We start from the raw sequence: 25,312 nt of genomic DNA, 5'->3' as shown, positions 1-25,312 counted from the left end.
TTTCGATGCCCATCCCCGCCCCCTTCGTCTCCAAGCCCATGGACATCGAGAAGGACTGGATCGATTACAATGGCCATCTCAACATGGCCTACTACAACGTGCTGTTCGACCGCTGCTCGGACGAGGCCTTCGAGGCGATGGGCATGGGACTGGACTACGTGAAGAACCGCCGCCTCACCATCTACACCGCCGAAGTCCATGTCTGCTACGTCCAGGAACTGCATCTGGACCACAAGGTCGTTGTCTCCTTCCAACTCATCGACCATGACGAGAAGCGGCTCAGGGCCTATCAGGAAATCCGCCATGTCGATGGCTGGCTCGCCGCCACTTCGGAAACCCTGTCGCTGCACGTCGACATGTCGGGGCCGAAGGTAGCGCCCTTCCCCGGCGATGTGCTGGCCAAGGTCGAAGCCATGCGCGCTGCACATTCGGTGCTGCCGATGCCGGAGCGGGCCGGCCGCTCGATCGGCATCAAACGCAAATAAGCCGACGCCCGTCTCTCCCCCGTCGACAGCGACGGCCGGACCTCAAAGCCACACCGGCAATTCAAAATCGCCAAACGCTGAAATCCGCCGGCACCGGTGCTTGAAGCCGCCTCGCCCCCGCATTAACCTTACCGAGGTTTTAACGGGAACAAGCCAATTGAGCCGTTGAACGACTCAGCGGAGCGGTCGAAAACGTCCGCACTGGGTTGTTTTACGGGCGGCAGGGCGAAGCCGGTTCGAGGGACGTGCATGAAAACCGACATCAAGGTCGAGGTGGACAGGCTGGCCGCTGATCCGCGCATATCGGACTATGATTTCTGGCGTTCGCTCAAGAACGTCGACAACGAGATCTTTCACATCGCCAACAACAACGAGCCGATCCCGTTCGACATGATCCGCTGGCGCAGCATCTTGAAGCGCGCCCGCCTGAAGCGCGGCCACGCCTGATCATCGGGCAACCAATCAAATCGCGCCGTTCACACCGATCGCTTCACCGCCGATAGCGGCGAGCGCGCCATCACCGGTGACGACTGGATGATGGCCGTGTTGGTCATCGCATAGGGGATGATCCGGTCGATCACCCGTTCGAGTTCGGTCATCGAGCCGACATGCGCCAGCGCGATGAAGCAGTCCTCGCCTGTCACCCGGTCGCATTGCACGATCTCCGGCAACTCACGGATGATCCCGGCCACCACGGACAGTTGCCCCGGCACCGGCCGGATGCGCAGCCACGCCGATAGCGTAAGGCCGAGGGTCGCGGGGTTGATCCTGACGCAATAGGCTTCGATCACGCCGTTTTCCTGCAGCCGCTTGATGCGCTCGGCGACACTCGGCGCCGACAGGCCGACCGCACGCGCAAGCTCCGCCGTACTGGCGCGCGCATCCTTTTCCAGCAGACGCAGGATCTTCATATCAGCCGCATCGAGGTCGGCTTTTTCTGTTCGAAGGCGTTTCAATGAAAACTCCTTGCTTCTGATAGCGGAATTGTCACAGCGTCTGGCCATCTTCCATATGAAGCGGGGAAATCGCCTGCGATACTGGTCCGATGAACGATCAGACGCAAGCATCTGATCTCTACCCTGCGCCCGCATCCGCCAGCCCGGCGGCAAGATGGCCGCTCCATGTCTGGTTCGGGCTCGGCGCCATCTTCTATCTCGGCCGGCCTGTGCCGTGATGCTGTTCCCGCATCTCGGCGCACCCATGAGGAGGCTGCGCATAGCAACCGCGCCACAGATGTTCGCGTCGTGCGGCGCCAATTGCAGGCCTGACCGATTGACCCGGCATCGCACTGGTCATCGCGGGCGTTGCCCTCCACAAGCCGGCGGCTGCCGGCAGAAGCCAGGAAGTTCCTTTCCCCTCAATCTCTTGCAAAAGTCGCCCGTTGGTTCCCCGCCTGCGACGAACTGCGACAGGGCATTCGAGATTGAACCAAATCCGCCTCCGAGCCGTTTTCCCCCCACGAAAAAAGGCTTGGAGCGACGCGATGGATTGGAAAAGAACCAGGGAACCGGCCGGCGCATGGCACATGACCGACGACCTTCATGCCGAGCAAGGCAAGGGCGACCCCTTCGCGGCGGCCATCCGCGCAACGCGCATGTCGATGATCATCACCGATCCGCGCCGACCCGATAACCCGATCGTCTTCGCCAATGACGCCTTCCTGCGGCTGACGGGCTATGAGCGCCACGAGGTCATCGGGAAGAACTGCCGCTTTCTGCAGGGGCCGAAAACCGATAAGTCCGCCATCGCGCAGATACGCGATGCGATCTCGGGCGAAGCCGATCTCAGCGTCGACATCCTGAACTATCGCAAGGACGGATCGACATTCTGGAACGCGCTCTACATCAGCCCGGTCTCCAACGACAAAGGCGAACTGCAGTTCTTTTTCGCCTCACAGCTCGATGTCTCGGACCGCAAGCGCTCGGAGCATCGCATTACCGCGGACAAGGACCGCTTCGAAAAGGCGGTGAAAGAACGCACGGCGGAACTCGAAGCAGCGCTCGAGGCGCAGACCACGCTTCTGCACGAGGTCGATCATCGCGTGAAGAACAACTTGCAGATGATCTCTTCCCTCATCCTGATGCAAAGCCGCACCGCAAGCGACAAGAACCTGAAACGCTCTTTGAGCACGATGCTTGAACGCATCGAGGCACTCAGCACCGTGCACCGTCGGCTCTACCAGTCCAAGGATGTCAGCAAGTTCGACGTCTCGGACTTCGCCAGGGATCTCATCTCCGACCTGCTCACGGCTTCAGGGCGTTCGGAAATCAGCCCGACACTCGATCTCGAGCCGATCGTCATCCCGGCCGAGAAGGCGACGCCTGTAGCGCTGATGGTCAACGAACTCGTTACCAACGCGCTGAAGCATGCCTTCAAGGAAAAGCCGGATGGAACGAGGTCAGGCAGGATTGGCATCAAGATGAGCCAGCCTGACGGCCACTTGAACATCGAGGTCTCCGATGACGGCGTCGGCATGGCCGATGCCAATGGTGACGCCTCCTTTGGCATGCGGCTTATCAAGTCGCTTGCCCGCCAACTGCGCGCCGACATCGAGTGGCGCGATGCCGGTCCCGGCACCCGTGTGGTCATCTCGATGCCCAACGGCCCTCAGCAAAAAGGCAACCAGTCATGATTGAACCACTCAAGGTCTTGATCGTCGAGGACGAGGCGCTGCTGGCCATGGAGTTGGAAAGCCTTGTCGAGGACGCCGGGCACAGTGTCGTCGGCTGGGCGACATCGCTTGCCGAGGCAAAGGACATGGTCGATTCCACGCGGGCCGACATCGCCTTCGTCGACATCCATCTCACCGACGGCCCGACCGGCGTCGACGTCGCCGAATATATCGGCGACAGGAAGAACTCGATGGTCGTCTTCATGACCGCCAATCCGAAGCGCATTCCCGATCATTTCGCCGGCGCGATCGGCGTCATTGCCAAACCGTACACAATGAACGGATTCACCTCCGCCTTGCGCTATTTGCAGGAAGGGGTGCGGCGCCCGCCGCCTACGTCGGAACGCCCGGCGGGCTTCACCTTGTCGCCGGCCTTCGAGACGGTCTGGGCACCAGCCACCTGACGGTGATCCTCAAGCAAGTTTTTCCTTGAGGAACGCTATCGTCCGGCCCCAGGCGAGGTCGGCAGCCTTCTTGTCGTAGCGCGCCGCCGACGTGTCGTTGTTGAAGGCATGGTTGGCGCCTTCATAGACATAGACGGTGTATTCGACATGCGCGGCATCGAGTTCCTTCTTGAAGGCGTCGATGCCCGCATTGGTGCGATCGTCGAGGCCGGCATAGTGCAACAGCAAGGCGGCCTTGATCTTCGACGCGTCGGCGGCCTTTGGCTGCATGCCGTAATAGGCGACGCTGGCGGCGAGGTCTGGTGCGTTGACGGCCAGCATGTTGGCCGTGCCGCCGCCCCAGCAGAAGCCGATGGCGCCAACCTTGCCGTTGCCGTCCTTGTCGGCCTTGAGGAAGGCGACTGTCGCCACGGCGTTGGCGACAGTCTGCGCCGGATCGAGTTTCGTGAACATGTCGCGCGCCTTGTCCTCGTCATCAGGCGTGCCGCCGAGCGGCGACAGGAAATCCGGTGCAAGCGCCACGAACCCCTCCAGCGCCACGCGTCGGGCGACATCGCGTATGTGCGGGTTGAGCCCTCTGTTTTCGTGGATAACGATGACGGTGCCGAGCTTGCCGGTCTGGTCCGCCGGTTTGACCAGGTAGCCCTTCATCTCGCCGCCGCTGCCAGCATAGCTGATGTCCTCGCCTTTCACCCGGGCATCGCTTTCCGCGACGATCGCCGCCTGGGCGGAATTCGCCGCCAGCATCGGCGCGATCGCCGCCGCCGCCGCACCCGATCCGGCAAGCCTGGTCAGCTGTTCCATGAAGCGGCGACGATCGAGCGTCAGATGCGTGTATTCGTCATAGGCGTCGATCATCGCCTGGGTGATGACCGGTTTTCCAGTCCATTTCGACATGGCGCACTCCTCGATCGCGGTGTCTCGACGTTTATCCTTGCCGCTCGCAAGATAGGGGCGAGCCTCGCATGGTCCAGTCACGGGTCGGTGAGGCTCGCCTTCCCTTGACGAGCGGCGGCCGTCATCATCACATTTAAGTCATCGGCGACAAATCTTGATGGCGCTGCCACAATAGTAGCGGAAACTGATTGCCGGCCTGCTCCATGGCGCGGCCACGGCCTTGAAAAGCTTGATATGAAAGGAATAGTGCCGATGACGATGACGTCGCCGATCCTGGCAACCGCCTTCATGGTCGCCGCGGCCGCCATTCTGGCGATGCGCGCGAGTGTTCTCGCCGTGAGCCGGAAGTCCATGGTCAAGGTCCCCAGCCGCCAGGCTAGCAGCCGCCAGCGCCATCCGGCAAACACGAAAACCCAAGGTTGAGGTGAAGTCATGGACGTACAGGATATCGTGAACACGGTTTCGCAGAAGGCCGGCCTCGACCAGGCAACGACGGAAAAAGTCGTCGGCACCATTTTCTCGGTGCTCGAGCACGAGGCGGACGGCACCAGCGCCTCATCCTTCTTCGCCAAGATTCCGGGCGCCGATGCGCTGGCGCAGAAATATGACGTCATGGCCGCCGCCCCTGCCGGCGGTGGCGGCGGCTTCCTGTCTTCGCTGCAAGGCGCGCTTGGCGGCGTTCTCGGCGAAAAGGCGGGCGCCCTGGTCAACGGCCTCGCCGCCCTCAAGGCATCCGGTCTGGACATGGCGCAAATCCAGAAAGCCGGCGCCACACTGGTCCAGCAGGCCGAAGCAGCCGCCGGCCCCGATCTGACCAACCAGGTCCTCGGCTCCGTGCCGAGCCTGAAGAGCCATCTGGGGCTTGGCTGATCGACAATTTGCCTCCAGGCAACGCCACCCTTTATTTGGGCAGCGCGTAAGCCATCACGTAATCCCCCGGCTTAGTGCCGACCGAGCCGTGGCCGCCGGCGACGATGACCACGAACTGGCGCCCGTCGGCGACCGTATAGGTCATCGGCGTCGATTGCCCGCCAGCCGGAAGCCGCGCCCGCCAGAGCTGCTTGCCCGTCGTCAGGTCATAGGCGCGCAGATAGTCGTCGACCGCAGCTGCCAGGAAAGCGACGCCACCGGCGGTGATCATCGGCCCGCCAATGCCGGGCACACCGACCTTCAACGGCAGCGGTAGAGGTGTCATGTCGTAGACGGTGCCGTTGCGGTGCTTGTAGGCGATTTCGCCGGTCCTGAGATCGACACCGGCGACATAACCCCAGGGCGGTGCCTGGCAAGGGATGCCGAGCGGCGACAGGAACGGTCCCATCACCACCGCATAGGGAGCGCCTTCGTTGCGGTTGAGGCCCTGCTCGCTGCCGCGCCCCTCGTCCGGCGGCGGCACCTGATCACGCGGAATGAGTTGCGACTTGAACGCCAGATAGGTCGGCATGCCGAACATCACCTGCCGGACCGGATCAACCGCCACGCCACCCCAGTTGAACGTCCCGAAATTGCCGGGATAGATCAGCGAGCCCTGTACGGAAGGCGGCGTATAGCGACCCTCATAACGCAGGCCTTGGAATTCGATCCGGCACGCCAGCTGGTCGAACATGGTGATGCCCCACATGTCGGCACCTGTCAGTGGCTTCGGATTGAAGGAGAGGTCCGACGCCGGCTGGGTCGGCGACGTGTGGTCGCCTTCGATGGCGCCGCCGGGCGCCGGCACTTCCTTGACCGCGATCACCGGCTCGCCGGTACGCCGGTCGAGCACATAGAGATCGCCCTGCTTGGTCGGCCCGACCAGAGCGGGCACGACGGAGCCGTCGGCCCTGGTGATGTCGATCAGGCTCGGCTGCGCCGGCACGTCCATGTCCCAAAGGTCGTGATGCACGGTCTGCCGCACCCATTTCAACTGCCCGGTATTGAGGTCGAGCGCGGTGATCGAGGACGAGAATTTCTCGACATTGGCGCTGCGGCCCATGCCAAGCTGGTCCGGGGTTTGGTTGCCGAGCGGCACGTAGAGCAGGCCCAGCTTCTCGTCGGCGCTCGGCGTCGACCACATGTTGGGCGAGTTGGCGGTGTAGGTCTGGCCGGCCGGCAGCGGGGTCGTCTGGTCTGGATTGCCGGAATCCCAGTTCCAAAGCAGTTTGCCGCTGCTCGCATCATAGGCACGGATGACGCCGGACGGCTCCTGCGTCGAATAATTGTCGTTGACCGCGCCGCCGACGATGATTTTTCCGCCGGCGATCAGCGGCGCCGAGGTCGAGTAATAATAGCCCGACTTCGGATAGGGCATGTTGGTCAAAAGGTTGAGCGTGCCGGCCTCGGCGAAGGCCCGACAGACCTGCCCGCTGGCGGCATCGAGCGCGATCAGCCGCGCATCCGAGGTCGGCAGATAGACGCGGGTTGCGCAGGGCTGCCCGGCGGCGCCGGCGGCATCGGCATAGTAGGATACGCCACGGCAGGTCTGGTGCTGGCGATCCTTGTCGAGCTTGATCTTGGGATCGTAACGCCATTTTTCCTTGCCGGTGGCTGCATCCACGGCAATGGCGAAATTGTGCGGCGTGCAGATATAGAGCGTGTCGCCGATCTTGAGTGGCGTCACCTGGTAGGTGGTCTCGCCGACGTCGTCCGGCCCTTTCACGTCGCCGGTGCGGTAGGTCCAGGCAGGCTGTAGGTTGGCGACATTGTCCGGCGTGATCTGGTCGAGCGGCGAATAGCGTTGGCCGAACTGTGTGCGGCCATAGAAGTGCCATTCGCCCGCCGGTACGTCGTTGCCGAGATTGGCGTTGGGGATCACCTTGTCGGTGTCGAGCGCGCCGGCGATGTCCTTCGGGTCCGTGGTCATCGAATAGCCGGCCACCGCCACCGATGCCAGCACAGCCAGGATCAGCGGCGCGCGCCCGTCGGGACCGGCAAGGCCTCGCCTCGCCCACGGCGTCAGCAGCCACAGCGCCACCAGCACGATGATGCCGCCGCGCGGACCGAGCTCCCACCAGTCGAAGCCGGTTTCCCACACCGCCCAGGCCAGCGTGCCGATCACGATCGCCGCGTAGAGCCACAGTGCCGTGGAACGGCGGCGATAGAGCAGCCAGGCGGCTATCAGGAACGCCAGGCCGACGATCATGTAGTACCAGCTGCCACCCAGCGAAGCCAACCAGACACCGCCGGCGCCGAGCGCCAGGCCGATGAGGCAAAGGATCAGGGAGGTGATGGTGACAGCCAAGATGATACTCCTTCGACTGTTGCGCGCTCACGCGGCCATAGGCGGCCGATGCACCGTTGCCGCCCGGCGCACAGCTTTCTCCCGCCTGCCTCGCCTGTCAAGCTTGGGCCACGAGCCGAGGATGCGGCTGCCGGTCCGCCGCAAATGCGCGGCGGCCTGATCATCATGCGTGCCAAGGTGGCCGGATAAGCCACTTTACCGGGAACAAAACGTAGACGCTTCTGGTCTTTCCCTCCCGAATCACTACATTCGGGGGGAAGATGTCCGGCTTTTCCGAAGACATGCCCTTTTTCGACGAACCCAATGCGCGGCTCACGGCCCCGTCGGGCATCGCCGCGCGCGCCATGGCTGCCCGCGGCGGCAATAACGGCGCGCCGGATTATCTGAAGGGGCTCAACCCCGAGCAGCGGCTGGCGGTGGAGACCACCGAAGGCCCGGTTCTGGTACTGGCCGGCGCCGGCACCGGCAAGACCCGTGTGCTCACCACCCGCATCGCTCACATCCTCGCCACCGGCAAGGCCTTCCCCTCGCAGATCCTGGCCGTAACCTTCACCAACAAGGCCGCGCGCGAGATGAAGCAGCGCATCGGTATCCTGATCGGCGAAGGCAATGTCGAAGGCATGCCCTGGCTGGGCACCTTCCACTCGATCGGTGTCAAGCTGCTGCGCCGTCATGCCGAGCTTGCCGGTTTGAGATCCGACTTCACCATCCTCGACACCGACGACGTCGTGCGGCTGATCAAGCAGTTGATCCAGGCCGAAGGCCTGGACGACAAGCGCTGGCCGGCCAAGCAGTTCGCGCAGATGATCGACGGCTGGAAGAACAAGGGCCAGGGACCAGCCGACATCGCCGAGGGCGACGCCCGCAGTTTCGCCAACGGCAAGGGCCGCGAGCTCTACAAAGCCTATCAGGAGCGGCTGCGGACGCTGAACGCCTGCGATTTCGGCGACCTGCTGTGCCACCCCATCCGCATCTTCCGCGCCAATCCGGACGTGCTGAAGGACTACCACCGGCGGTTCAAATACATCCTCGTCGACGAATACCAGGACACCAACACCGCCCAGTACATGTGGCTGCGCCTGCTCGCGCAACGGCCGGATTCAGGACGTAACAACTCGACGTCGACAGATGTGCGCACGGCCGAAGGCCGCAAGCCCGACCGGGCGCCCGAACCCTTGCGAGGCCCGCGCGGAGGGCCCGCGCCGGCAGGCGCGGAACAGCCCGTGAGCGAAAACAAGGTCAACATTTGCTGCGTCGGCGACGACGACCAGTCGATCTATGGCTGGCGCGGCGCCGAGGTCGACAACATCCTGCGCTTCGACAAGGATTTTCCCGGCGCCACCATCATCCGGCTGGAGCGCAACTACCGTTCCACCGCGCACATACTGGGCGCCGCCTCCCACCTCATCGCCCACAATGAGGGCCGTTTCGGCAAGACGCTGTTCACCGACCGCAACGACCCCGAGGATGGCAAGGTCAATGTCCACGCCGCCTGGGATTCCGAGGAGGAAGCCCGAGCCATCGGCGAGACCATCGAGGCGTATCAGCGCCAGAAGCATAATCTCAACGACATGGCGATCCTCGTGCGTGCGTCTTTCCAGATGCGCGCCTTCGAGGATCGCTTCATCACGCTCGGCCTCAACTACCGCGTCATCGGCGGCCCGCGTTTCTACGAGCGCTTGGAAATTCGCGACGCGCTGGCCTTTTTCCGCGTCGTCGCCAACGGCACCGACGACCTTGCCTTCGAGCGTATCGTCAATGTGCCGAAGCGCGGCCTGGGCGAAGCCACCATCCGCCAGATCCACGACACCGCGCGCGCCCTGCGCATCCCGATGCTGGAGGCTGCCGCCAACCTCGCCGAAAGCGATGAACTGAAGCCGAAGCCGCGCGCCGCGCTGCGCGAAGTGGCTGCCAATTTCGAACGTTGGCAAAAGGCGCTGGAAACCAAGCCGCACACCGAGCTTGCCGAGACCATTCTCGAGGAGAGCGGCTACACCGACATGTGGAAGAACGACCGTTCGGCCGAGGCGCCGGGACGGCTGGAGAACCTCAAGGAACTGATCCGCTCGATGGAGGAGTACGAATCGCTGCGCTCCTTCCTCGAACATGTGGCGCTGGTCATGGACGCCGAGCAGAATGCCGGACAGGACGCCGTCTCGATCATGACGCTGCATTCGGCGAAAGGCCTCGAATTCGAAACCGTCTTCCTGCCCGGCTGGGAGGAAGGCCTGTTCCCGCATCAGCGCGCGCTCGATGAAGGCGGCCGCTCCGGGCTGGAGGAAGAGCGCCGGCTGGCCTATGTCGGCCTGACCCGCGCCAAGAAGAACCTGCATCTGTGGTTCGTCTCCAACCGCCTCATCCACGGCCTCTGGCAGTCGACCATCCCGTCGCGCTTCCTTGAGGAACTGCCGGAATCGCATGTCGAGATCGCCGAAAGCGGCAATTCCTATGGCGGCTACGGCAATTCCTATGGCGGCGGCTCCTTCGCCTCCGGTCGTGGCGGGCGGCAGAACCCGTATGGCGCCTCGCGCTTCGACAATGTCGGTGCTGAAAGCGAAAAATCCGGCGCCTTCTCCAACACCTATTCGACGCCGGGCTGGCAGCGCGCGCAGGCCAACCGCACCGAAGCGACCGATCGAAACTGGGGCACGCGCTCCGGCCACCAGGTCGAGCGCATCGGCTATGGCGAGACCGACTCCGGATACGGCGCCGGCCGCACGAGCGTGAAAGGCCGCACCATCGACGGCGAACTGGTCGCCAAATCCGTCTCCGACACGCCTTCGGCCTTCACTGTCGGCGACCGCGTCTTCCACCAGAAATTCGGCAACGGCAACATTTCGGCCATCGAAGGCAACAAGCTGACCATCGACTTCGACAAAGCCGGCCAGAAGCGTGTGCTGGACGGGTTTGTCGCGGCAGTGTGAGTCAGCCTTTAGTGGCTGCCCCTCACCTGTACCGCGCCTGGTTCCATTTGTGCCCCAGCAGCGACAGGATGATGATCAGGCCGTTGAAGAACTGCACGTAGAAGCCGCTGAGGCCCGCCGCTACCACGCCGGTCTGGATGAATGACACGGTGACCGCGCCGATGGCTCCGCCGGCCACGGTGCCGATGCCGCCCCAGGTCGGGGTGCCGCCGACGAACACCGAGGCCAGCACCGGCAGCAGATAGCCGTCGCCCGCCGTCGGCCACCAGGTGAAGTTGATCATCACCGAGAAGCAGCCGGCGATGGCCGCACCGATGCCGACGAAGACGAACACTTTCACCCGCACCCGTTTGACGTCGATGCCCATCTGACTGGCGCTGTCGGGATTGTCGCCGACCACCTTCACCTGCGCACCGAAACGGTGCCTGTTGTAGAGCATCGCCGACAGCACGACGAAGGCGATGGCCCAGAAGATCTGCACCGGAACGCCGTAAACCTGGCTGGAGAAGATCTTGTAGGCCGGGCTGTTGGCAAGGCCGGTCAGGGCCATCGACTTGCCCTCGTTGATGATCTGGATCAGGCCGCGCAGCAGGAAATTCATGCCGAGCGTGGCGATCAGCGACGACAGCCCGCCATAGACGACCAGCGATCCCACGAGGAAGCCGAGCAGAATGCCGGTGAGAACAGCCGCCGCGATGCCGAGGAACGGATCGTAGCCTGCCTGCACCACGAGCGCGAACACCCAGGACGCAAAACCCATCGTCGCCGGAAACGACAGATCGATCTCGCCGCAGGTGACGACGAAGACCAGCGGCACCACCACGAACAGCGCAACGGGAAGCGTCGTCAGCACGGAGCTGTAGAGATACCAGGTGGTGAACACGGTCGGGTTGGCGATCATGAACACCGCCATCATGACGATGAACACGGCGAGCGTGCCGAGCGAGGCGCGGTTGTCGAGGACGAAGCCGCGCAGCCCGTGACTGGCGGGATGTCTCCATTCCTTGCCCTCCACTGCCGCGCGCACGTCTCCGAAGGGATTTTGCAGATCGGGTTCCATGGCCTTGCTCATCGTGCTCCCTGCTCCGCTGCGCTCGCTTCGCGCAGGCCGGGCAAGCCGCCGGGATGCGCGATGTCCTCCATGAAGTGAATGAGGTCTTCCGCCGACTTGACCGCGCTGCGGTCGGTGGTCAACGCCACCTTGCCGCGGTCGAGCACGACGAAACGGTCGGCGATTTCGAAGACATGATGGATGTTGTGCCCGATGAACAGGATCGAGCGGCCGCTCGCCCGCACCTGGCGCACGAAATGGAACACCTTGGCGGTCTCGGTCAGCGACAGCGCCGTCGTCGGCTCGTCGAGGATGATCAGCTCGGCCTGCTTGTAGATGGCGCGCGCGATGGCCACGCCCTGGCGCTCGCCGCCGGAGAGCTGGCCGACGATCGAGTGCGGCGTGAACACTTTCGAGGTGAAGCCGATCTCGCGCATCAGCCGGCTCGCCTCCTCGATCTCCTTGTTGACCTTCAGCCAGCCCATGAAGCCGGTCAGTTCGCGGCCCATGAAGATGTTGCGCACGATGGTCTGCTGCACGGCAAGCGCCCGGTCCTGGAACACCGTTTCGATGCCGGCATCGCGCGAGCGCGCCGCGCTCCAACCGCTCACCGGTCTGCCGCGCACGAGGATGTCGCCGCTGGTCGGCCTGACGACGCCGGACAGGATCTTGATCAGCGTCGACTTGCCGGCGCCATTGTCGCCGATCAGGCCCACCACCTCGCCGCGGTCAACCGAGAGATCGACGCCGCCCAGAGCATAGACTTGACCGTAGGACTTCTTGATGTCGCGCAGTTCGATGATGCGTTCGGCCATCGGATCCTCGCTTTTCATTGTCGCTTGCCGGCATGTTCGCCGGCGGTCCTGCCGGCCGGGCCTGGCCCGACCGGCAGCCTTGGGAGGTCAGCGCAACGCCTGCTTGGCGAGCTCTGAGACGATCTCGTAATTCTGCGGCGTGACGAAGCCGGCGCCCGTGTCGACATTCATCGGCGACAGGCCCAGAACCACTTGCTGGCAAAGGCTGAGGATCGGCAGATAGCCTTGCATGAACGGTTGCTGGTCGGCGGTCAGTTGCACCCACCCGCCCTTGAAGGCCTCGACGATCTGCGGACTGGTATCGAAGCCGAAGTTGAAGATATCGCCGGGCTTGCGCCCCGCGGCCTGCATATAGGTCGGCACATTGCCGAGCATCTGCCCACCGGGATAACCGACCGCCTTGACGCCGGGATTGTTGAGCAGTGCGGCGGTGATCAATGGGATCGCCAAATTCGGATCGGCAGCCCACTCGGTTTGGGAATTGATTTGGACGACATCGATGCCGGCCTCTTTCAATGCCGCGACGGTCCCACGCTCGCGTGCGCCTCGGCTTTCGTTCTCGAACGGGCCGATCATGATCGCCTTGTCGCCAGATTTCAGCCCGGCCAGCTTGAACGCCTCGGCGCCGAGCGCGCGGCCTTGCTGTTCCTGCTGGGCGCCGACATAGCCGCCGCCAAACGCCGCCGTGACCGTCGGCACCGGCACGTTCTGATACATCATCTTGATGCCGTCCTTATGCGCCTGTTCGGCCAGCGGCATGATCGCGGCGTCGCCGGGATGGCCCATCATGGCAATGCCGTTGGGCTTGACGGCGACCGCCTCACGCAATTGCTGGACCATCTTTTCGACGTCCCAGCCCGAGAAGATGTAGTCGACCTTCGGCCCGAGATCGGCCGCCGCCTGCTTGGCGCCATTATAGACGATGGTGCCGAAAGCGTCGCCCTCGGCGCCGCCCACGAAGAACCTGATATGGACATCCTTGCACCATTGGGCGTCGAGCGCCCGTGCCGGCAAGGTCGAGACGGCGGCGCAAAGCGCCGTGGTGGCCGCCATGACGGTCGTGCGCACAAATGTCGTTCTGATCGCGATGCTCATGCACTTGTCCTCCCATTGTTTCCCTCGTCAGCCGAGGGGGCTGTTGACGATTGCTGGCATTGGCATGTGACGGCCGGCTCCTCCCGCCGGCCGCTTCTCACGTCGAATCTGGCCTCAATTCGGGTTTGGCAGGTAGCTCGCACCTCCCCGGCATTGCTTGAGATACTCCAGCCCCCGCACCTGGCCCGTAATTTCGAGATCGCCGCGATAGACCGGGTCGTGCCAGCCCTCGATATCGATGGCGCCCTTGTAGCCGGCCAGCCGCAATTCGCTGATCACCCGCGTCCAGTCGCTGTCGCCGAAGCCCGGCGTGCGCATCTGCACGAAAGGCAGCCGGCCGAACACGCCGTGCTCGCGGATGACATCCCAGCGCACCGTCGCGTCCTTGCCGTGGACGTGGAAGATTCGCGGCGCCCATTTGCGGATCTGCGGCATCGGATCGATGAGATAGACCAGCTGATGGCAGGGCTCCCATTCCAACCCGAGATTGTCGTCGGGCAATTCGTTGAACATCAGCTCCCAGGCATCCGGATTGTGGGCGATGTTCCAGTCGCCGGCGGCCCAATTGCCGTCCATGGCGCAGTTCTCGAAGGCGATGCGCACGCCCTTGTCGGCGGCGCGCTTGGCCAGCGGCCCCCACACCTCGCGGAAGCGCGGCAAGCTGTCGGTCAATGGTTTGCCGCGGATACGGCCGGTGAAGCCGCTGACCGTGGAAGCGCCGAACAGATGCGCATTGTCGATCACCGTCTCCCACGCCGCGAGCACGCCGCGATCGACCTCGCCGCTCTCCAGCGGGTTGCCGAACACGCCGAGCGAGGACACGATGACGTCGGCATCGCCGATCGCCTCGCGAATCTGGCCAGCAAGTCGCGGCAAATCCTTGCCATCCAACGTCTGCCAGAAGAAGGGCTGGATGCTCTCGAAACCGAGCGGCAGTATCTGTTTGATGTAGGCGGCCGGATCGTCGAGATTGGCCCGCACCATGGTGCCGATACGGATGTCGAGAAGCGGGTTTGGCATCATGGTTCTTCCCTTGCAATCGCCACGCGCCGGCCGGTCTCGGCGCTTTCGATGGCGCCGAAAACCATGGCCAGGCTTTTGATGTTGTCGGCACCGCGCGTCTCCGGCTCGGTGCCGGTCTCGATGGCGTGGATGAAATCCCTGATGAGGCCGAGATGGCCGCCGACGCGATCGGCAGGATCGAGCGGCGGCACCTCGATCGGTTGGGTTTTGTCGAAAATCCCGTCGCGGCCAGGCACCACGACCTCCGCCTTCAACGCATCATGGCCATCCCAGAGGAGGCTGCCGCGCTCGGCGACGATGCGCCAGCTGCCTTCCCAACTGGTGCGGAAGCCGTCGGCGCACCAGGAGCCGGCATAGGTGAAGACCTTGCCGCCTCCGAGATCGAAGACGGCACTTGCCGACGATCCCTGCCGGTACCAGGAACCGGCCGGTTCCCATTCCTGGCAAAAGACACCGGCCGGCTCTCCATCGGCCATGTAGCGGGCGGCATCGAATGTGTGGATCGCCATGTCGAGCAACAGCACATGCGCCATCTCCTCGCGGAAGCCGCCGAAATGCGGCGCCACGAAGAAGTCGGCGTGGATGCTGGTCGCCCTGCCAATGGCGCCGGAGTCGAGAAAGCGGCGGATGCGCCGGACATTGGCGACATAGCGCCGGTTCTGGACGACGGCATGCAAGCGACCTGCGCTTCGCGCAGCCTCCACGATGGCGCGTGCATTCTCCGGACTGTCGGCCAGCGGCTTCTCGGTCAAGAGATGGCAATTATGGGCAAAGGCCGAAAGCGCGACCTCACGGCGGGCGGCCGGAACCACGACATCGAACACCATGTCAGGCCTGGTCTGGTCGAGCACCGCGTCGAGGCTGGTGCCGACGACGGCGTCGGTGAGATTGTATTCGAGCGCCCTCGTCTTCGCCCGTTCGCGGTCGAGGTCGACGAGCCCGACGATGGCGAGACCGTCGATCTGCCTCGCGGCATCGAGCCACTGCCTGCTCATCGCGCCGCAGCCGACGAGGACGACTTTCATCATCCGGCGTTCCTCCCGTCCGGCCCCTCCCGGCCGAATGTCACGGCATTCACGGCATCGCCGTAAACGTTTTTCCGTAAACGTTTACGAGAACACACCCGATAGCGTAGAATGTCAATTGGCTGCCTTGAAAAATCGTCTGTAAGTCTTGGCCTGAGTGGCAGCCGGTGCTAGCCAGAGGTCGGGGGAGAACTGTCCTTGGCGTCCACCATCCATGACCTCGCGCGTCACCTGAACATCTCGATCGGCACCGTATCACGGGCGCTGAATGGCCGCGCCGACGTCAACGCCGACACCCGCCAGCGCGTGCTCGACGCCGCCAAAAAGCTGAACTACTCACCCAACCAGTCCGGCCGCAGTCTCAGGCAGGGCGCCACCCACTCCATTGCCTTCATGCTGCAGCCGCACCCCGGCGACCAGCAATATGGCGAACCGTTCTTCATCCCCTTCCTGATCGGGCTACAGGCGAAGCTTGCCGAGCACGGCCTCGATCTGATGGTCGTCATGGGTGAGCCCGGCCAATATCAGCAGGAGCGGTTGCGCCGCGTGGTTGAGACACGATTGGTCGATGCCGTCGTGTTGGCCAACACGCGACGAGCGGACGATCGGATTGACTATCTCAGCAAGGCCGGCTTTCCCTTCGCCACGCTTGGCAGAAGTCAGTCCGGCGACGACACCTATCCTTCGCTCGATATCGATTTCGAGGGGGCGGGTGATGAAGCCGTCGACCGCCTGGTGGCGCGCGGACACCGCCGCATTGCCGCCATTCGCCCTTCGAACGATCTCAACTTCGGTTATCTGTTCCTCGACGGCTATCGCAAGGCCTTGCGGCGGCACGGCATCGAGGTCGACCCCTCGCTGATCGCCGATGGCTTCATCAACGAGGCCGGCGGCTACGAGGTGACGCCGGAGGTCATGCGCTCGCAGGACCCACCGACGGCAATCATCTTCAACAATGACGCCATGGCGCTTGGCGGCTGCAAGGCCCTGGCCGAGATGGGCATCAAGCCTGGCCATGACATGGCCGTGATTGTCATCGTCGACACGCCGCTCTGTCGTTATTTTTCCCCGGCGCTGACTGCCTTTCGCCCGGCGCTGGAGCCGATGGGCCGGCGGCTGGCCGAAATGCTGCTGGCCTCGCTGCCGGCCTTCGCCGGCCCCGAAGGCACGCGCATAATCCGCGAAGTCTGGCCGCTTGAGTTGGTCGCGCGCGACAGCGATTGATGGGGCCGGCGTGAGCCGATCAATCCACCTTCTTCTCGCCCCGCTCGCCGGCCTTGACGATGTCGCCCGTCGTGAACAGGATCTCCTTCAGTTCCGCCCGCCAATCCTTCTTCTGGCGCAGCAGGAATTCAAGATCCATGCCGAAATGCTTGAACTCCTCGCTCTGCGCATTCTTCATGATCGCGCGGGCCTGAGGATCCTTTTCCACCGAGATGCGCTGTTCGTACCAGCCGATCGCTTCCGCCTCCTCGATCAGCGAGGTGATCATGCGGGCAAAGGTCCGCACCTTCTGCGACAGTTCCTCAGGCGGTTCGTGATACTGGTCGAAACCCATGTCGTCCTCCGTGGTTGATTCCCATGAATGCTTTGGGATGTGGCCGGTTCCTCGTCATCGCTGCAATTCCACGAGCGCCCGCTGCAGCGGCAACTGGGAAATCTGGATCGGACCAGAGAACGGCACGTCCATGTCCAGGATCAGATAGATCGCCCCGGCAATCAGCGCGGCCGACACCAGCAGGGTTGTGGCGGTGATGGCATTCCTGGGTGCCCTGAATCCGAAACTGGCAAAGATCAGCGCCAGCCACGCGACCAGCATCGCAATCAGCGGCCAAGGGATCGCCCCCTCCGACTGCTCGACCAGGATCCAGCGCAGTTCCAGCACCTTCTGCAGACGCTGGCGTCCATCCTGCAGAAGAAAACCATGGACGGCATTGGGGGCGGTCAGCCCGTTGAGCCGCAAGCCAATTTCCGTCAGCAGACGTTCGGACAGCTGGTTGGCGACGATGGTCGTCTCGGTGGTTTGTGACGAGGTCGCCACCACTCTCTCCATATAGGCGACCAGAGGTTGTCGCACTGCGTCGGTTTCCGGACCATACTGGCGCAAGGCCCGGTCGAGCAGGATCAGCTCCGTCGCATAGGCATGCAAATTGTGATCGATCGATTCGAAGGTATTCTTGGCCGAGTTGATCATCAGGCCGAGTATCAGCGAGGTCATGACCGCGAACAAATTGGCGGTGAGCCGGACCACGGTGTTCGTGTCGTCATCACGATGTTTGGCAGGCAATCTCGGCCAGATCGTCATGCTGGCGAACGCCGATGACGCCAGGCACAGGAAGATCACCATTGCGATCAAGGCTTCACGCATGAGGCTCATCTCTGCACGCCATGCGCCGATTGCCAATGGCAAGACTACCTGCGGGCGGCGAAAGTTCGGTCATGCCGGCGGCTATGCGCCTTGCCGCCTCAAAAAACGGCGCGGTAATGTCCTTCCCGTTCTGGCCATCAGCGAGGGTCGCTTGTTCCCAAGATCATCCATGCCCCTCCTCTGGCGCCGGCCGCTGCTGCCGGCGCTGCTCGTGCTGCTGGCGGCGGCGATCTTCCTTGCCGACACGATCACCAATCTCGAGATCGCCGTCGCGGTCTTCTATGTCGCCATAGTCCTGATCGCGGTTCGCTATCTCGACCGCCGCGGCGTGGCAATGGTAGCGGCGGCCTGCATGGCGCTCACCGTGCTGAGTTTTTTCCTCACGCGGGCGGGTTCCGTGCCGGCGGGCGTGATCAACTGCGCCATCAGCCTGGTGGCAATCGCCGTCACCGCCTATCTGGCGCTGCGCACCGCCACAGCCGAGGCGACCGCGCGCGAGGCACAGGCGCAGCTCGCTCACATCACGCGGGTGACCATGCTGGGCGAATTGACCGCCTCGATCGCCCACGAGCTCAACCAGCCGCTGGCGGCGATCGTGCTGAACGGCAATGCCGCCCAACGCTGGCTGGCGGGCGGCAATCGCGATGAGGCCGGCAAGGCGGCCGAGCGCATCGTCAGGGATGCCGAGCGCGCCAGCGAACTGATCAAGCGGCTGCGCGGCCTCACCAGGAAAGTCGCCGGCAAGGCAGTCTGGCTCGACGTCAACCAGACGATCGTCGAGACGTTGCCGCTGGTCCAGAACGAGGCCGGCCGCAATCACGCCGCCTTGCGGACCGAACTGGCCAGGGACCTTCCCCGGATCCAGGTCGACCCGGTGCAGGTCCAGCAGGTCATTCTCAACCTGATCCTCAATGCCCTGGAAGCGGTGAAGGATGAGCGTGTGCGCGACGTGACAGTGCAGACCAGCCTCGGCAAACCAGGCGAGGTTGTCATTGCTGTCCGCGATTCCGGCCGTGGATTGAAGGGCGTCCAGCTCGACCATGTCTTCGACGCCTTCTACACCACCAGGCCGGACGGTATGGGCATGGGGCTTGCCATCAGCCGCTCGATCGTCGAGAGCCATGGCGGACGCATCTGGGCGGAGCCGACGGTGCCGCACGGCGCCATCTTCCGCTTCTCGCTGCCGTCCGGCAGGACAGGCCTGCGCCAACCAGACCGGTGAAGCCAATGAATGAGCCAGATCAGATCGTTTTCGTCATCGACGACGATCCCGCCATGCGCGAGGCGCTCGACAGCCTGCTGCGCTCGGTCGGGCTGGCGGTGCGTTGCTTCGGCTCGGTCGCCGAATTCCTCGGCGCGCCCAGGCCCGACATCCCCTCTTGCCTGGTGCTGGACGTGCGCCTGCCGGGCAAGAGCGGCATGGATTTCCACAAGGAGCTCGCTCATTCCGAGACGTCGCTGCCGGTCATCGTCATGACCGGCCATGGCGACATCGCCATGTCGGTGCAGGCGATGAAGGCCGGAGCCGTCGATTTCCTGCCAAAGCCGTTTCGCGAACAGGACCTGCTCGATGCCATCACGGCCGCCCTGGACAAGGACCGGCAGCAGCGGGCGCGGTCGGCGGAACTCGACACCTTGCGCGAACGCCAGGCGACGCTGAGCGAAGGCGAACGCGGCGTCGTGGCGCTGGTCGTGCAGGGACGCCTCAACAAGCAGATCGCCGGCGAGCTCGGCGTCAGCGAGATCACCGTCAAGGTCCGCCGGGCGCGAGCCATGCGCAAGATGCAGGCCGGCTCGCTCGCCGAGTTGATCAAGATGTTTGGCCGGCTGGAGTCGTAGCCGGCGAAAGCCGGCAATGCCTGCTCTTCAAGGCATTGCCCGTGCACCCCTAACCGGCTGATCCGGACGGCCATACGTTGGCGGTATGCGTGGGTATCAGGCCATATACTTAAGATTCCCGCGGCCGCGTTGACACGACGTGAGCGGCGGGCGTAAGGCGGCGTGGCTTCGGCTGATCGAAGCATCAACTCGAGATCGAACAGGTTATGGACAGCTACCCTAGTCGCTGTCCGGATACGGCCCCAGGCACGGTCCGGACACTGGCCCCGTCAACAACTATCGTTTCCGGCATGTGGCGCCGGTCGGGCCTCGGCAGGGCATAACCCGCCTGCGGCTCGCCTTGCCGTCCCGCCGGACCGCAAGAGGTGAGCCATGAACACCAAAATCATTCCTTTCCGCACGCGCGCTGTCAGGCGCCTAGCGTCAACCACACGGCCGTCCGTCGCAACGACGCGTGGCCTGGCGGGGAAGGCCGGTTTCACCACGCCGCCGACCCGGCTCGTCTGCGTCTGGCGCCACGGCTTGGTGAGCGGCCGCCTGGAATGCCGCTGGATGCAGGAACGGCAGCCCGTTTCCGAAGAGGGCGTCAGTCGTCGATCGGCCCTCCCACGGCGCGCTGCCTGAGTCCCTCTTCGACGCGGCACAAGACTCCGCGAAAATCTCCGCATTGACAGCCGAGCCTTGGCGTCCGGCGCGACCGCCTCCCGGCCGCTCCCTTTCGCATGTCCGCAATCTCCCAAGCCATTCCGAAAACGGCCCATCTTCCGGAGGCCCGCCATGATCTTCCTGCCCCACAACCGCAATTCCCTCGGCGAGGCAGCCGCCCTCGCGCGCGGACGCATCGCCCCCAACATCTACGACACCATCGCCTTTGCCCTGCTGGTGGCGTTGCTGGTGCTTTTGGCGCATGGCGCCGCCGGCATGCACGCACCGAGCACCTTGCTCACCACCTCGCCGGTGACGCTCGACCTCGCCAAACTGCCGGAATACGCGCTGCGCACGACGCTGCGCATGTTCGCGGCCATCATCTTCTCGCTGATCTTCACCTTCACGGTGGCGACGCTCGCCGCAAAGAGTCGCCGCGCCGAGATGGTGATCATTCCGGCGCTCGACATCCTGCAATCGGTGCCGGTGCTGGGTTTCCTGACCTTCACCGTGACCTTCTTCATGGGCCTGTTTCCCGGCAGCCAGCTCGGCGCCGAATGCGCGGCGATCTTCGCCATTTTCACCAGCCAGGCCTGGAACATGGCGTTCTCGTTCTACCAGTCGCTGCGCACCATTCCGGGCGACCTCGACGAGGTCAGCCGTGGCTTCGGGCTCACGGCCTGGCAAAGGTTCTGGCGGCTGGAGGCCCCGTTCGCGGCACCAGGCCTGGTATGGAATACGATGATGTCGATGTCCGGCGGCTGGTTCTTCGTTGTCGCTTCGGAAGCCATCACCGTCGGCAATACCACGGCGCAGCTGCCCGGCATCGGCTCCTGGCTGGCGCTGGCCATCGACAAGCAGGATTTCAGGGCCGTCGCCTGGGCCGTGCTGGCGATGGGCATGCTCATCCTGCTCTACGACCAGCTGCTGTTTCGCCCCGTTGTCGCCTGGGCCGACAAGTTCCGCTTCGAACAGACCGCCGGACAGGAAAAGCCCCGCTCCTGGGTCTACGACATCTTGCGCCGCGCCCGGCTGCTGCACACCGTGGGGCTGCCGATCGCCTGGCTCTGGCAGCGCGCCATGCTGTTTCGCCTGGCCAAGCGGGCCATGCCGGCAGCCTCCACCAACGCGTCGCGCCGGTTGTCGCGGGCGCTCGACATCGTTTGGCTGGGCCTGGTGCTGCTTATCGCCCTGTGGAGCGCTGTCGAGACGGTCCTGTATCTGCGCCAAACCCTTGGCTGGAACGACGTCGTCGAAGCGTTCGAAGGCGGCCTTCTCACCTTGCTGCGCGTCGTCGTGCTGATCGCCGTGGCCAGCGTGATCTGGGTGCCGATCGGCGTCTGGATCGGCCTGCGGCCCGCTGTCGCGGAGCGCGTTCAGCCGCTGGCGCAGTTCCTCGCCGCCTTCCCCGCCAACGTGCTGTTTCCGTTCGCGGTGATCGCCATCGTCGCCACCGGCGCCAGCCCGAGCATCTGGCTGTCGCCGCTGATGGTGCTGGGCACGCAATGGTACATCCTGTTCAACGTCATCGCCGGCGCCAGCGCCTTCCCTTCCGATCTCAAGGAGGCGGCCAGGGTCTTCAAGATACGGTCTTGGTCGTGGTGGAAGAACGTCATGCTGCCGGGGATCTTCCCCTACTATATCACCGGCGCGCTGACCGCCTCCGGCGGCTCGTGGAACGCCTCCATCGTCGCCGAACTGGCAAGCTGGGGCAACACCAGGCTCGAAGCCTTCGGCCTCGGCTCCTACATCGCCAAGGCAACCGAAGCCGGCGATTTCCCGCGCGTCATCCTCGGCATCGCAGTGATGTCGCTGTTCGTCACTTTGTTCAACCGCACCCTTTGGCGCCCCCTCTACGTCTTTGCCGAACGCCGCATGCGGCTCGACTGACCCCCATCCATCAGGAGACCGATCATGAACCAAGCTCTCATCACCCAAGCCGTAATCACGAAGACCCTCCCGCTCGTCGAAGTCCACGGCGTCTGCCAGACCTATGACAAGGGCAGCGCCGGCAAGCTCGTCGTCCTCGACCAGGTCGGGCTGACGCTCGTCTCCGGCGAGATCGTCGGCCTGCTCGGCCGCTCGGGATCCGGCAAGTCCACTTTGCTGCGCTCCATCGCCGGCCTGATCCGGCCGAGCGAAGGTGCCATCACCTTCGAGGGCAAGGCCGTGTCCGGCACGCCGGACGGCATCGCCATGGTCTTTCAGAGTTTCGCGCTGTTTCCCTGGCTGACCGTGCTGCAGAACGTCGAACTCGGGCTTGAGGCACAGGGCGTCTCGCCCGCCGAGCGCCGCAGACGGGCGCTGTCGGCCATCGACCTGATCGGCCTTGACGGCTTTGAGAACGCCTATCCCAAGGAACTGTCCGGCGGCATGCGCCAGCGTGTCGGCCTCGCCCGCGCGTTGGTCGTGCACCCGAAGGTGCTGTTGATGGACGAGCCGTTCTCGGCGCTCGACGTGCTGACGGCCGAGACGCTGCGCACCGACCTGCTCGACCTCTGGTCGGAAGGCCGCATGCCGATCGAATCGATCCTGATGGTGACGCACAACATCGAGGAAGCGGTGTTAATGTGCGATCGCGTGCTGATCTTTTCGTCCAACCCGGGCCGCGTCGTCGCCGAGCTCAAGATCGATCTGCCGCAGCCGCGCAATCGACTGGACCCGGCCTTCCGCGCCTTGGTCGAGGACATCTACGCCCGCATGACCGCCAGGAAGGAAACCGGCGCTCCTGCCCGCGACGGGGTCTTCCCTGGTTCGGGCATCGCCATGGTGCTGCCGCGCGTCTCGACCAATCTGCTGGCCGGCCTGATCGAGGCCGTCGCCGCCCCGCCTTACAACGGCCATGCCGACCTGCCGCCGCTGGCGGCCAGCCTGCAACTCGAGATTGACGATCTGTTCCCGATCGCCGAGACGCTACAATTGCTGCGCTTTGCCGAACTGGCCGAAGGCGACATCCAGCTGACCCCAGCGGGAAGACGCTTCGCCGAGAGCGAGGTCGATACGCGCAAGCAATTGTTCGCACAGCAGCTGGCAACTTATGTGCCGCTGGCCGGCCATATCCGCCATGTGCTGGATGAGCGCGCCAATCACAAGGCGCCGGCCCGCCGCTTTCGCGACGAGCTGGAGGACCACATGTCCGAGGACTATGCCGACCAGACGGTGCGGGCCGTCATCAGTTGGGCCCGCTACGCCGAGTATTTCGCCTATGACGAGGAGAGCGATCTCTTCACGCTCGATAACCCGACATAGCGGGTTTGTCCGGCCGACGAGTCAGTCCGCCTTGACCGACCTCGTCACGATATCGGCGCGGCGCCACCCTCTTCGGTGCGCCGCGCGATGAATTCGTCGAGCACGCCTGATGTCCCGGCAGCCGACGCCGGCGGCTCGAAATCGGCCAGGACCCGCTTCCAGATACCCGTGGCACGTTCGGTCGCGGTCTTCGATCCGCTTTGCGTCCAGTTGCCGAAATTCGACCAGTCGGCGACCAGCGGCTCGTAGAAGGCGGTGCGGTAGCGCGCCATCGTGTGGCCGGCGGAGAAGAAATGCCCGCCAGGCTGCACCTCCGCGATCGCCTCGAAGCCGATCGAATCCTCGTCACCCGGCGTCGCGGCGCACAATTCCGCAAGCGTCTGCACCGCCTCGATGTCGGTGATCAGCTTTTCATAGGAGACGCTCAAGCCACCTTCCAGCCAGCCGGCGGCGTGGATGCACATCGTCGCGCCGGCCAACACCGAACCCCAAAGCGCGAACTGCGACTCATGGGCTGCCTGGACGTCAGAAATGTTGGCGGCACTGCCGGCGCCCGAACGCCAGGGAAGGCCGATGAAGCGCGCCAGCTGGCCGGCCCCCAGCGTTGCCTTGACATGCTCGGGCGTGCCGAAGGCCGGCGCTCCCGACTTCATATCGACATTGGAGGAGAAGGAGCCGTAGAGCACCGGTGTGCCCGGGCGCACGATCTGCGCCAGCGCCAGACCGGCCAGCGCCTCGGCATGCTGCAGCGTCAGCGCGCCGGCGACAGTGATCGGCGCCATGGCCCCGGCTAGGCAGAACGGCGTGATGACCAGGATCTGTCCCGCGCGGGCGAAGTCGATGATGCCTTGCGCCATCGGTATGTCGAGCTGGCGCGGCGAATTGGTGTTGATGATGGTGTAGCAATGGGCGCCGGCGCGGAATTCATCCTCCGACAGCCGGCGTGCCAGCCGGATCATCTCGAACCCATCCTCGACCTGCGGCGTGCCGCGCGCGAACACGAACGGAAACTTGTCGGACAGCGTCAGTTGCGCGCGGTTGACGGCATAGTGGCGCAACCGGTTATCGACATCCTGTGGCTCGATGGCGGGGCAAAGCATGTGCAGCACGTCGAAATGCTGGATGAGCTTGGTGAGCTCCTCGAAGGCGGCGAGCGTTCCCGGCCGCCGGCCGCGTTCGAGATCGGTGACGTTGGGCGCCCCGGCGCCGGCGAGGAAGGTCATCGAGCCGAGTTCAAGCGTCAGATCGCGGCTGCGGTCGCCCGCCAGCGCTGGAATTGATTTTGGCGCCGAGGCCAATGCCGCGACGACGATGTCGCGGCCGATGCGCACCATCTGGCTGTCCTCGTCGACCAGCGCGCCGGCTCGGGCGAAGATCTCCCGCGCCTGCGGCAGCAGCACCTTGATGCCGAGTTCCTCCAGCACGCGCAGCGCCGTGTCGTGGATCGCCGCGACCTGGTCGTCCGAAAAGACCGGCTGCGGCAGGAACGGGTTCTTCAGCGAGCGGTAATTGGGCCGGCGGCTGCTTTCGCTGCCAGCCTCGCCCGTGCGCCCACGCCGGCGTTCGCGCCTCGAGTCTCGTGCCGCGTCATCGACCATCGAAAA

Annotated in this window: 24 protein-coding genes; 12 read left to right on the top strand and 12 right to left on the bottom strand. The window is 64.2% G+C overall.

The window, feature by feature from the left end; all coding sequences use genetic code 11:
• Positions 1 to 5 precede the first annotated feature (5 nt).
• Both EB233_RS16000 and EB233_RS15995 read left to right on the top strand, forming a co-directional pair.
• The gene (locus tag EB233_RS16000; protein ID WP_064988203.1) at positions 6 to 485 is read left to right on the top strand and encodes a thioesterase family protein; all 480 of its coding nucleotides are present in this window, start codon (positions 6 to 8) and stop codon (positions 483 to 485) included.
• Positions 486 to 734: 249 nt separating this feature from the next.
• On the top strand, positions 735 to 932 hold the full coding sequence (locus tag EB233_RS15995) for a hypothetical protein (protein WP_015317249.1): 198 nt from the start codon (positions 735 to 737) through the stop codon (positions 930 to 932).
• Positions 933 to 961: 29 nt separating this feature from the next.
• Here EB233_RS15995 and EB233_RS15990 read toward each other — a convergent pair whose 3' ends face one another.
• Positions 962 to 1,441 (bottom strand): Lrp/AsnC family transcriptional regulator, encoded by a 480-nt coding sequence (locus tag EB233_RS15990; protein WP_081293931.1) that lies wholly within the window; start codon positions 1,439 to 1,441, stop codon positions 962 to 964.
• Between the two features lie 89 nt (positions 1,442 to 1,530).
• On the opposite strand from EB233_RS15990, the gene EB233_RS32160 reads away from it, so the two are divergent.
• The 3 genes from EB233_RS32160 (at position 1,531) to EB233_RS15980 (ending at position 3,560) form a co-directional block, all read left to right on the top strand.
• Positions 1,531 to 1,659: a hypothetical protein gene (locus EB233_RS32160; RefSeq protein ID WP_279626465.1), complete on the top strand. Its 129-nt coding sequence runs from the start codon at positions 1,531 to 1,533 to the stop codon at positions 1,657 to 1,659.
• A 309-nt stretch (positions 1,660 to 1,968) separates the two neighbouring features.
• Positions 1,969 to 3,117 carry a histidine kinase dimerization/phosphoacceptor domain -containing protein gene (locus EB233_RS32155; RefSeq protein WP_064988201.1) on the top strand — a complete coding sequence of 383 codons (1,149 nt, stop codon included), beginning with the start codon at positions 1,969 to 1,971 and terminating at the stop codon, positions 3,115 to 3,117.
• Entirely contained in the window at positions 3,114 to 3,560 is a 447-nt protein-coding gene (locus tag EB233_RS15980; RefSeq protein WP_064988200.1) for a response regulator, read from the top strand. The genes EB233_RS32155 and EB233_RS15980 overlap by 4 nt, the downstream gene beginning before the upstream one ends.
• Before the next feature lie 9 nt (positions 3,561 to 3,569).
• On the opposite strand, the gene EB233_RS15975 is transcribed toward EB233_RS15980, so the two are convergent.
• The gene (locus EB233_RS15975) at positions 3,570 to 4,457 is read right to left on the bottom strand and encodes a dienelactone hydrolase family protein (RefSeq protein WP_064988199.1); all 888 of its coding nucleotides are present in this window, start codon (positions 4,455 to 4,457) and stop codon (positions 3,570 to 3,572) included.
• Positions 4,458 to 4,534: 77 nt separating this feature from the next.
• Positions 4,535 to 4,810 (bottom strand): hypothetical protein, encoded by a 276-nt coding sequence (locus EB233_RS15970; RefSeq protein ID WP_155765290.1) that lies wholly within the window; start codon positions 4,808 to 4,810, stop codon positions 4,535 to 4,537.
• Positions 4,811 to 4,889: 79 nt separating this feature from the next.
• On the opposite strand from EB233_RS15970, the gene EB233_RS15965 reads away from it, so the two are divergent.
• A complete protein-coding gene (locus tag EB233_RS15965) occupies positions 4,890 to 5,327 on the top strand; it encodes a hypothetical protein (protein WP_064988197.1) in 438 nt (145 codons plus the stop codon).
• 31 nt (positions 5,328 to 5,358) lie between these two features.
• Here the strand turns inward: EB233_RS15965 and EB233_RS15960 are convergent, their stop codons facing one another.
• Positions 5,359 to 7,674, bottom strand: coding sequence for a glucose/quinate/shikimate family membrane-bound PQQ-dependent dehydrogenase (locus EB233_RS15960; RefSeq protein WP_064988196.1), 2,316 nt, complete (start codon positions 7,672 to 7,674; stop codon positions 5,359 to 5,361).
• A gap of 260 nt (positions 7,675 to 7,934) precedes the next feature.
• Between EB233_RS15960 and EB233_RS15955 the strand changes: the two genes are divergently transcribed.
• Positions 7,935 to 10,598 (top strand): ATP-dependent helicase, encoded by a 2,664-nt coding sequence (locus EB233_RS15955; RefSeq protein ID WP_064988195.1) that lies wholly within the window; start codon positions 7,935 to 7,937, stop codon positions 10,596 to 10,598.
• Between the two features lie 22 nt (positions 10,599 to 10,620).
• Here the strand turns inward: EB233_RS15955 and EB233_RS15950 are convergent, their stop codons facing one another.
• From EB233_RS15950 to EB233_RS15930, 5 genes are all read right to left on the bottom strand, one after another.
• A complete protein-coding gene (locus EB233_RS15950) occupies positions 10,621 to 11,670 on the bottom strand; it encodes an ABC transporter permease (protein ID WP_064988194.1) in 1,050 nt (349 codons plus the stop codon).
• Complete coding sequence (locus tag EB233_RS15945) at positions 11,667 to 12,464, bottom strand: ATP-binding cassette domain-containing protein (protein WP_064988789.1); 798 nt, start codon at positions 12,462 to 12,464, stop codon at positions 11,667 to 11,669. Before EB233_RS15945 ends, EB233_RS15950 begins: the two co-directional genes overlap by 4 nt.
• A gap of 87 nt (positions 12,465 to 12,551) precedes the next feature.
• On the bottom strand, positions 12,552 to 13,559 hold the full coding sequence (locus EB233_RS15940) for a substrate-binding domain-containing protein (RefSeq protein ID WP_064988193.1): 1,008 nt from the start codon (positions 13,557 to 13,559) through the stop codon (positions 12,552 to 12,554).
• Positions 13,560 to 13,673: 114 nt separating this feature from the next.
• Positions 13,674 to 14,582 carry a sugar phosphate isomerase/epimerase family protein gene (locus EB233_RS15935; RefSeq protein WP_064988192.1) on the bottom strand — a complete coding sequence of 303 codons (909 nt, stop codon included), beginning with the start codon at positions 14,580 to 14,582 and terminating at the stop codon, positions 13,674 to 13,676.
• Complete coding sequence (locus EB233_RS15930) at positions 14,579 to 15,610, bottom strand: Gfo/Idh/MocA family protein (RefSeq protein ID WP_064988191.1); 1,032 nt, start codon at positions 15,608 to 15,610, stop codon at positions 14,579 to 14,581. Before EB233_RS15930 ends, EB233_RS15935 begins: the two co-directional genes overlap by 4 nt.
• Before the next feature lie 195 nt (positions 15,611 to 15,805).
• Between EB233_RS15930 and EB233_RS15925 the strand changes: the two genes are divergently transcribed.
• Positions 15,806 to 16,831, top strand: a complete 1,026-nt coding sequence (locus EB233_RS15925) for a LacI family DNA-binding transcriptional regulator (protein ID WP_064988190.1) — start codon at positions 15,806 to 15,808, stop codon at positions 16,829 to 16,831.
• Positions 16,832 to 16,850: 19 nt separating this feature from the next.
• On the opposite strand, the gene EB233_RS15920 is transcribed toward EB233_RS15925, so the two are convergent.
• Positions 16,851 to 17,165 (bottom strand): ferritin family protein, encoded by a 315-nt coding sequence (locus EB233_RS15920; RefSeq protein WP_064988189.1) that lies wholly within the window; start codon positions 17,163 to 17,165, stop codon positions 16,851 to 16,853.
• Between the two features lie 54 nt (positions 17,166 to 17,219).
• Positions 17,220 to 17,975: a bestrophin-like domain gene (locus EB233_RS15915; RefSeq protein ID WP_064988188.1), complete on the bottom strand. Its 756-nt coding sequence runs from the start codon at positions 17,973 to 17,975 to the stop codon at positions 17,220 to 17,222.
• 169 nt (positions 17,976 to 18,144) lie between these two features.
• On the opposite strand from EB233_RS15915, the gene EB233_RS15910 reads away from it, so the two are divergent.
• From EB233_RS15910 to EB233_RS15895, 4 genes are all read left to right on the top strand, one after another.
• On the top strand, positions 18,145 to 19,197 hold the full coding sequence (locus EB233_RS15910; RefSeq protein ID WP_064988788.1) for a sensor histidine kinase: 1,053 nt from the start codon (positions 18,145 to 18,147) through the stop codon (positions 19,195 to 19,197).
• Positions 19,198 to 19,202: 5 nt separating this feature from the next.
• Positions 19,203 to 19,814 (top strand): response regulator transcription factor, encoded by a 612-nt coding sequence (locus EB233_RS15905; protein WP_064988187.1) that lies wholly within the window; start codon positions 19,203 to 19,205, stop codon positions 19,812 to 19,814.
• Between the two features lie 777 nt (positions 19,815 to 20,591).
• Positions 20,592 to 22,349 (top strand): ABC transporter permease, encoded by a 1,758-nt coding sequence (locus EB233_RS15900; RefSeq protein WP_064988186.1) that lies wholly within the window; start codon positions 20,592 to 20,594, stop codon positions 22,347 to 22,349.
• Positions 22,350 to 22,373: 24 nt separating this feature from the next.
• Positions 22,374 to 23,708 (top strand): ABC transporter ATP-binding protein, encoded by a 1,335-nt coding sequence (locus EB233_RS15895; RefSeq protein ID WP_064988185.1) that lies wholly within the window; start codon positions 22,374 to 22,376, stop codon positions 23,706 to 23,708.
• 44 nt (positions 23,709 to 23,752) lie between these two features.
• Here the strand turns inward: EB233_RS15895 and EB233_RS15890 are convergent, their stop codons facing one another.
• Positions 23,753 to 25,306: a trimethylamine methyltransferase family protein gene (locus EB233_RS15890; RefSeq protein ID WP_064988184.1), complete on the bottom strand. Its 1,554-nt coding sequence runs from the start codon at positions 25,304 to 25,306 to the stop codon at positions 23,753 to 23,755.
• Positions 25,307 to 25,312: the final 6 nt, after the last annotated feature.

Origin of the sequence: Mesorhizobium erdmanii, assembly GCF_013170725.1 — a bacterium.
Classification (GTDB): Bacteria; Pseudomonadota; Alphaproteobacteria; order Rhizobiales; family Rhizobiaceae; genus Mesorhizobium; species Mesorhizobium erdmanii.
The sequence above is the reverse complement of the archived record's forward strand: the minus strand, read 5'-3'. Positions and strand labels throughout refer to the sequence as shown.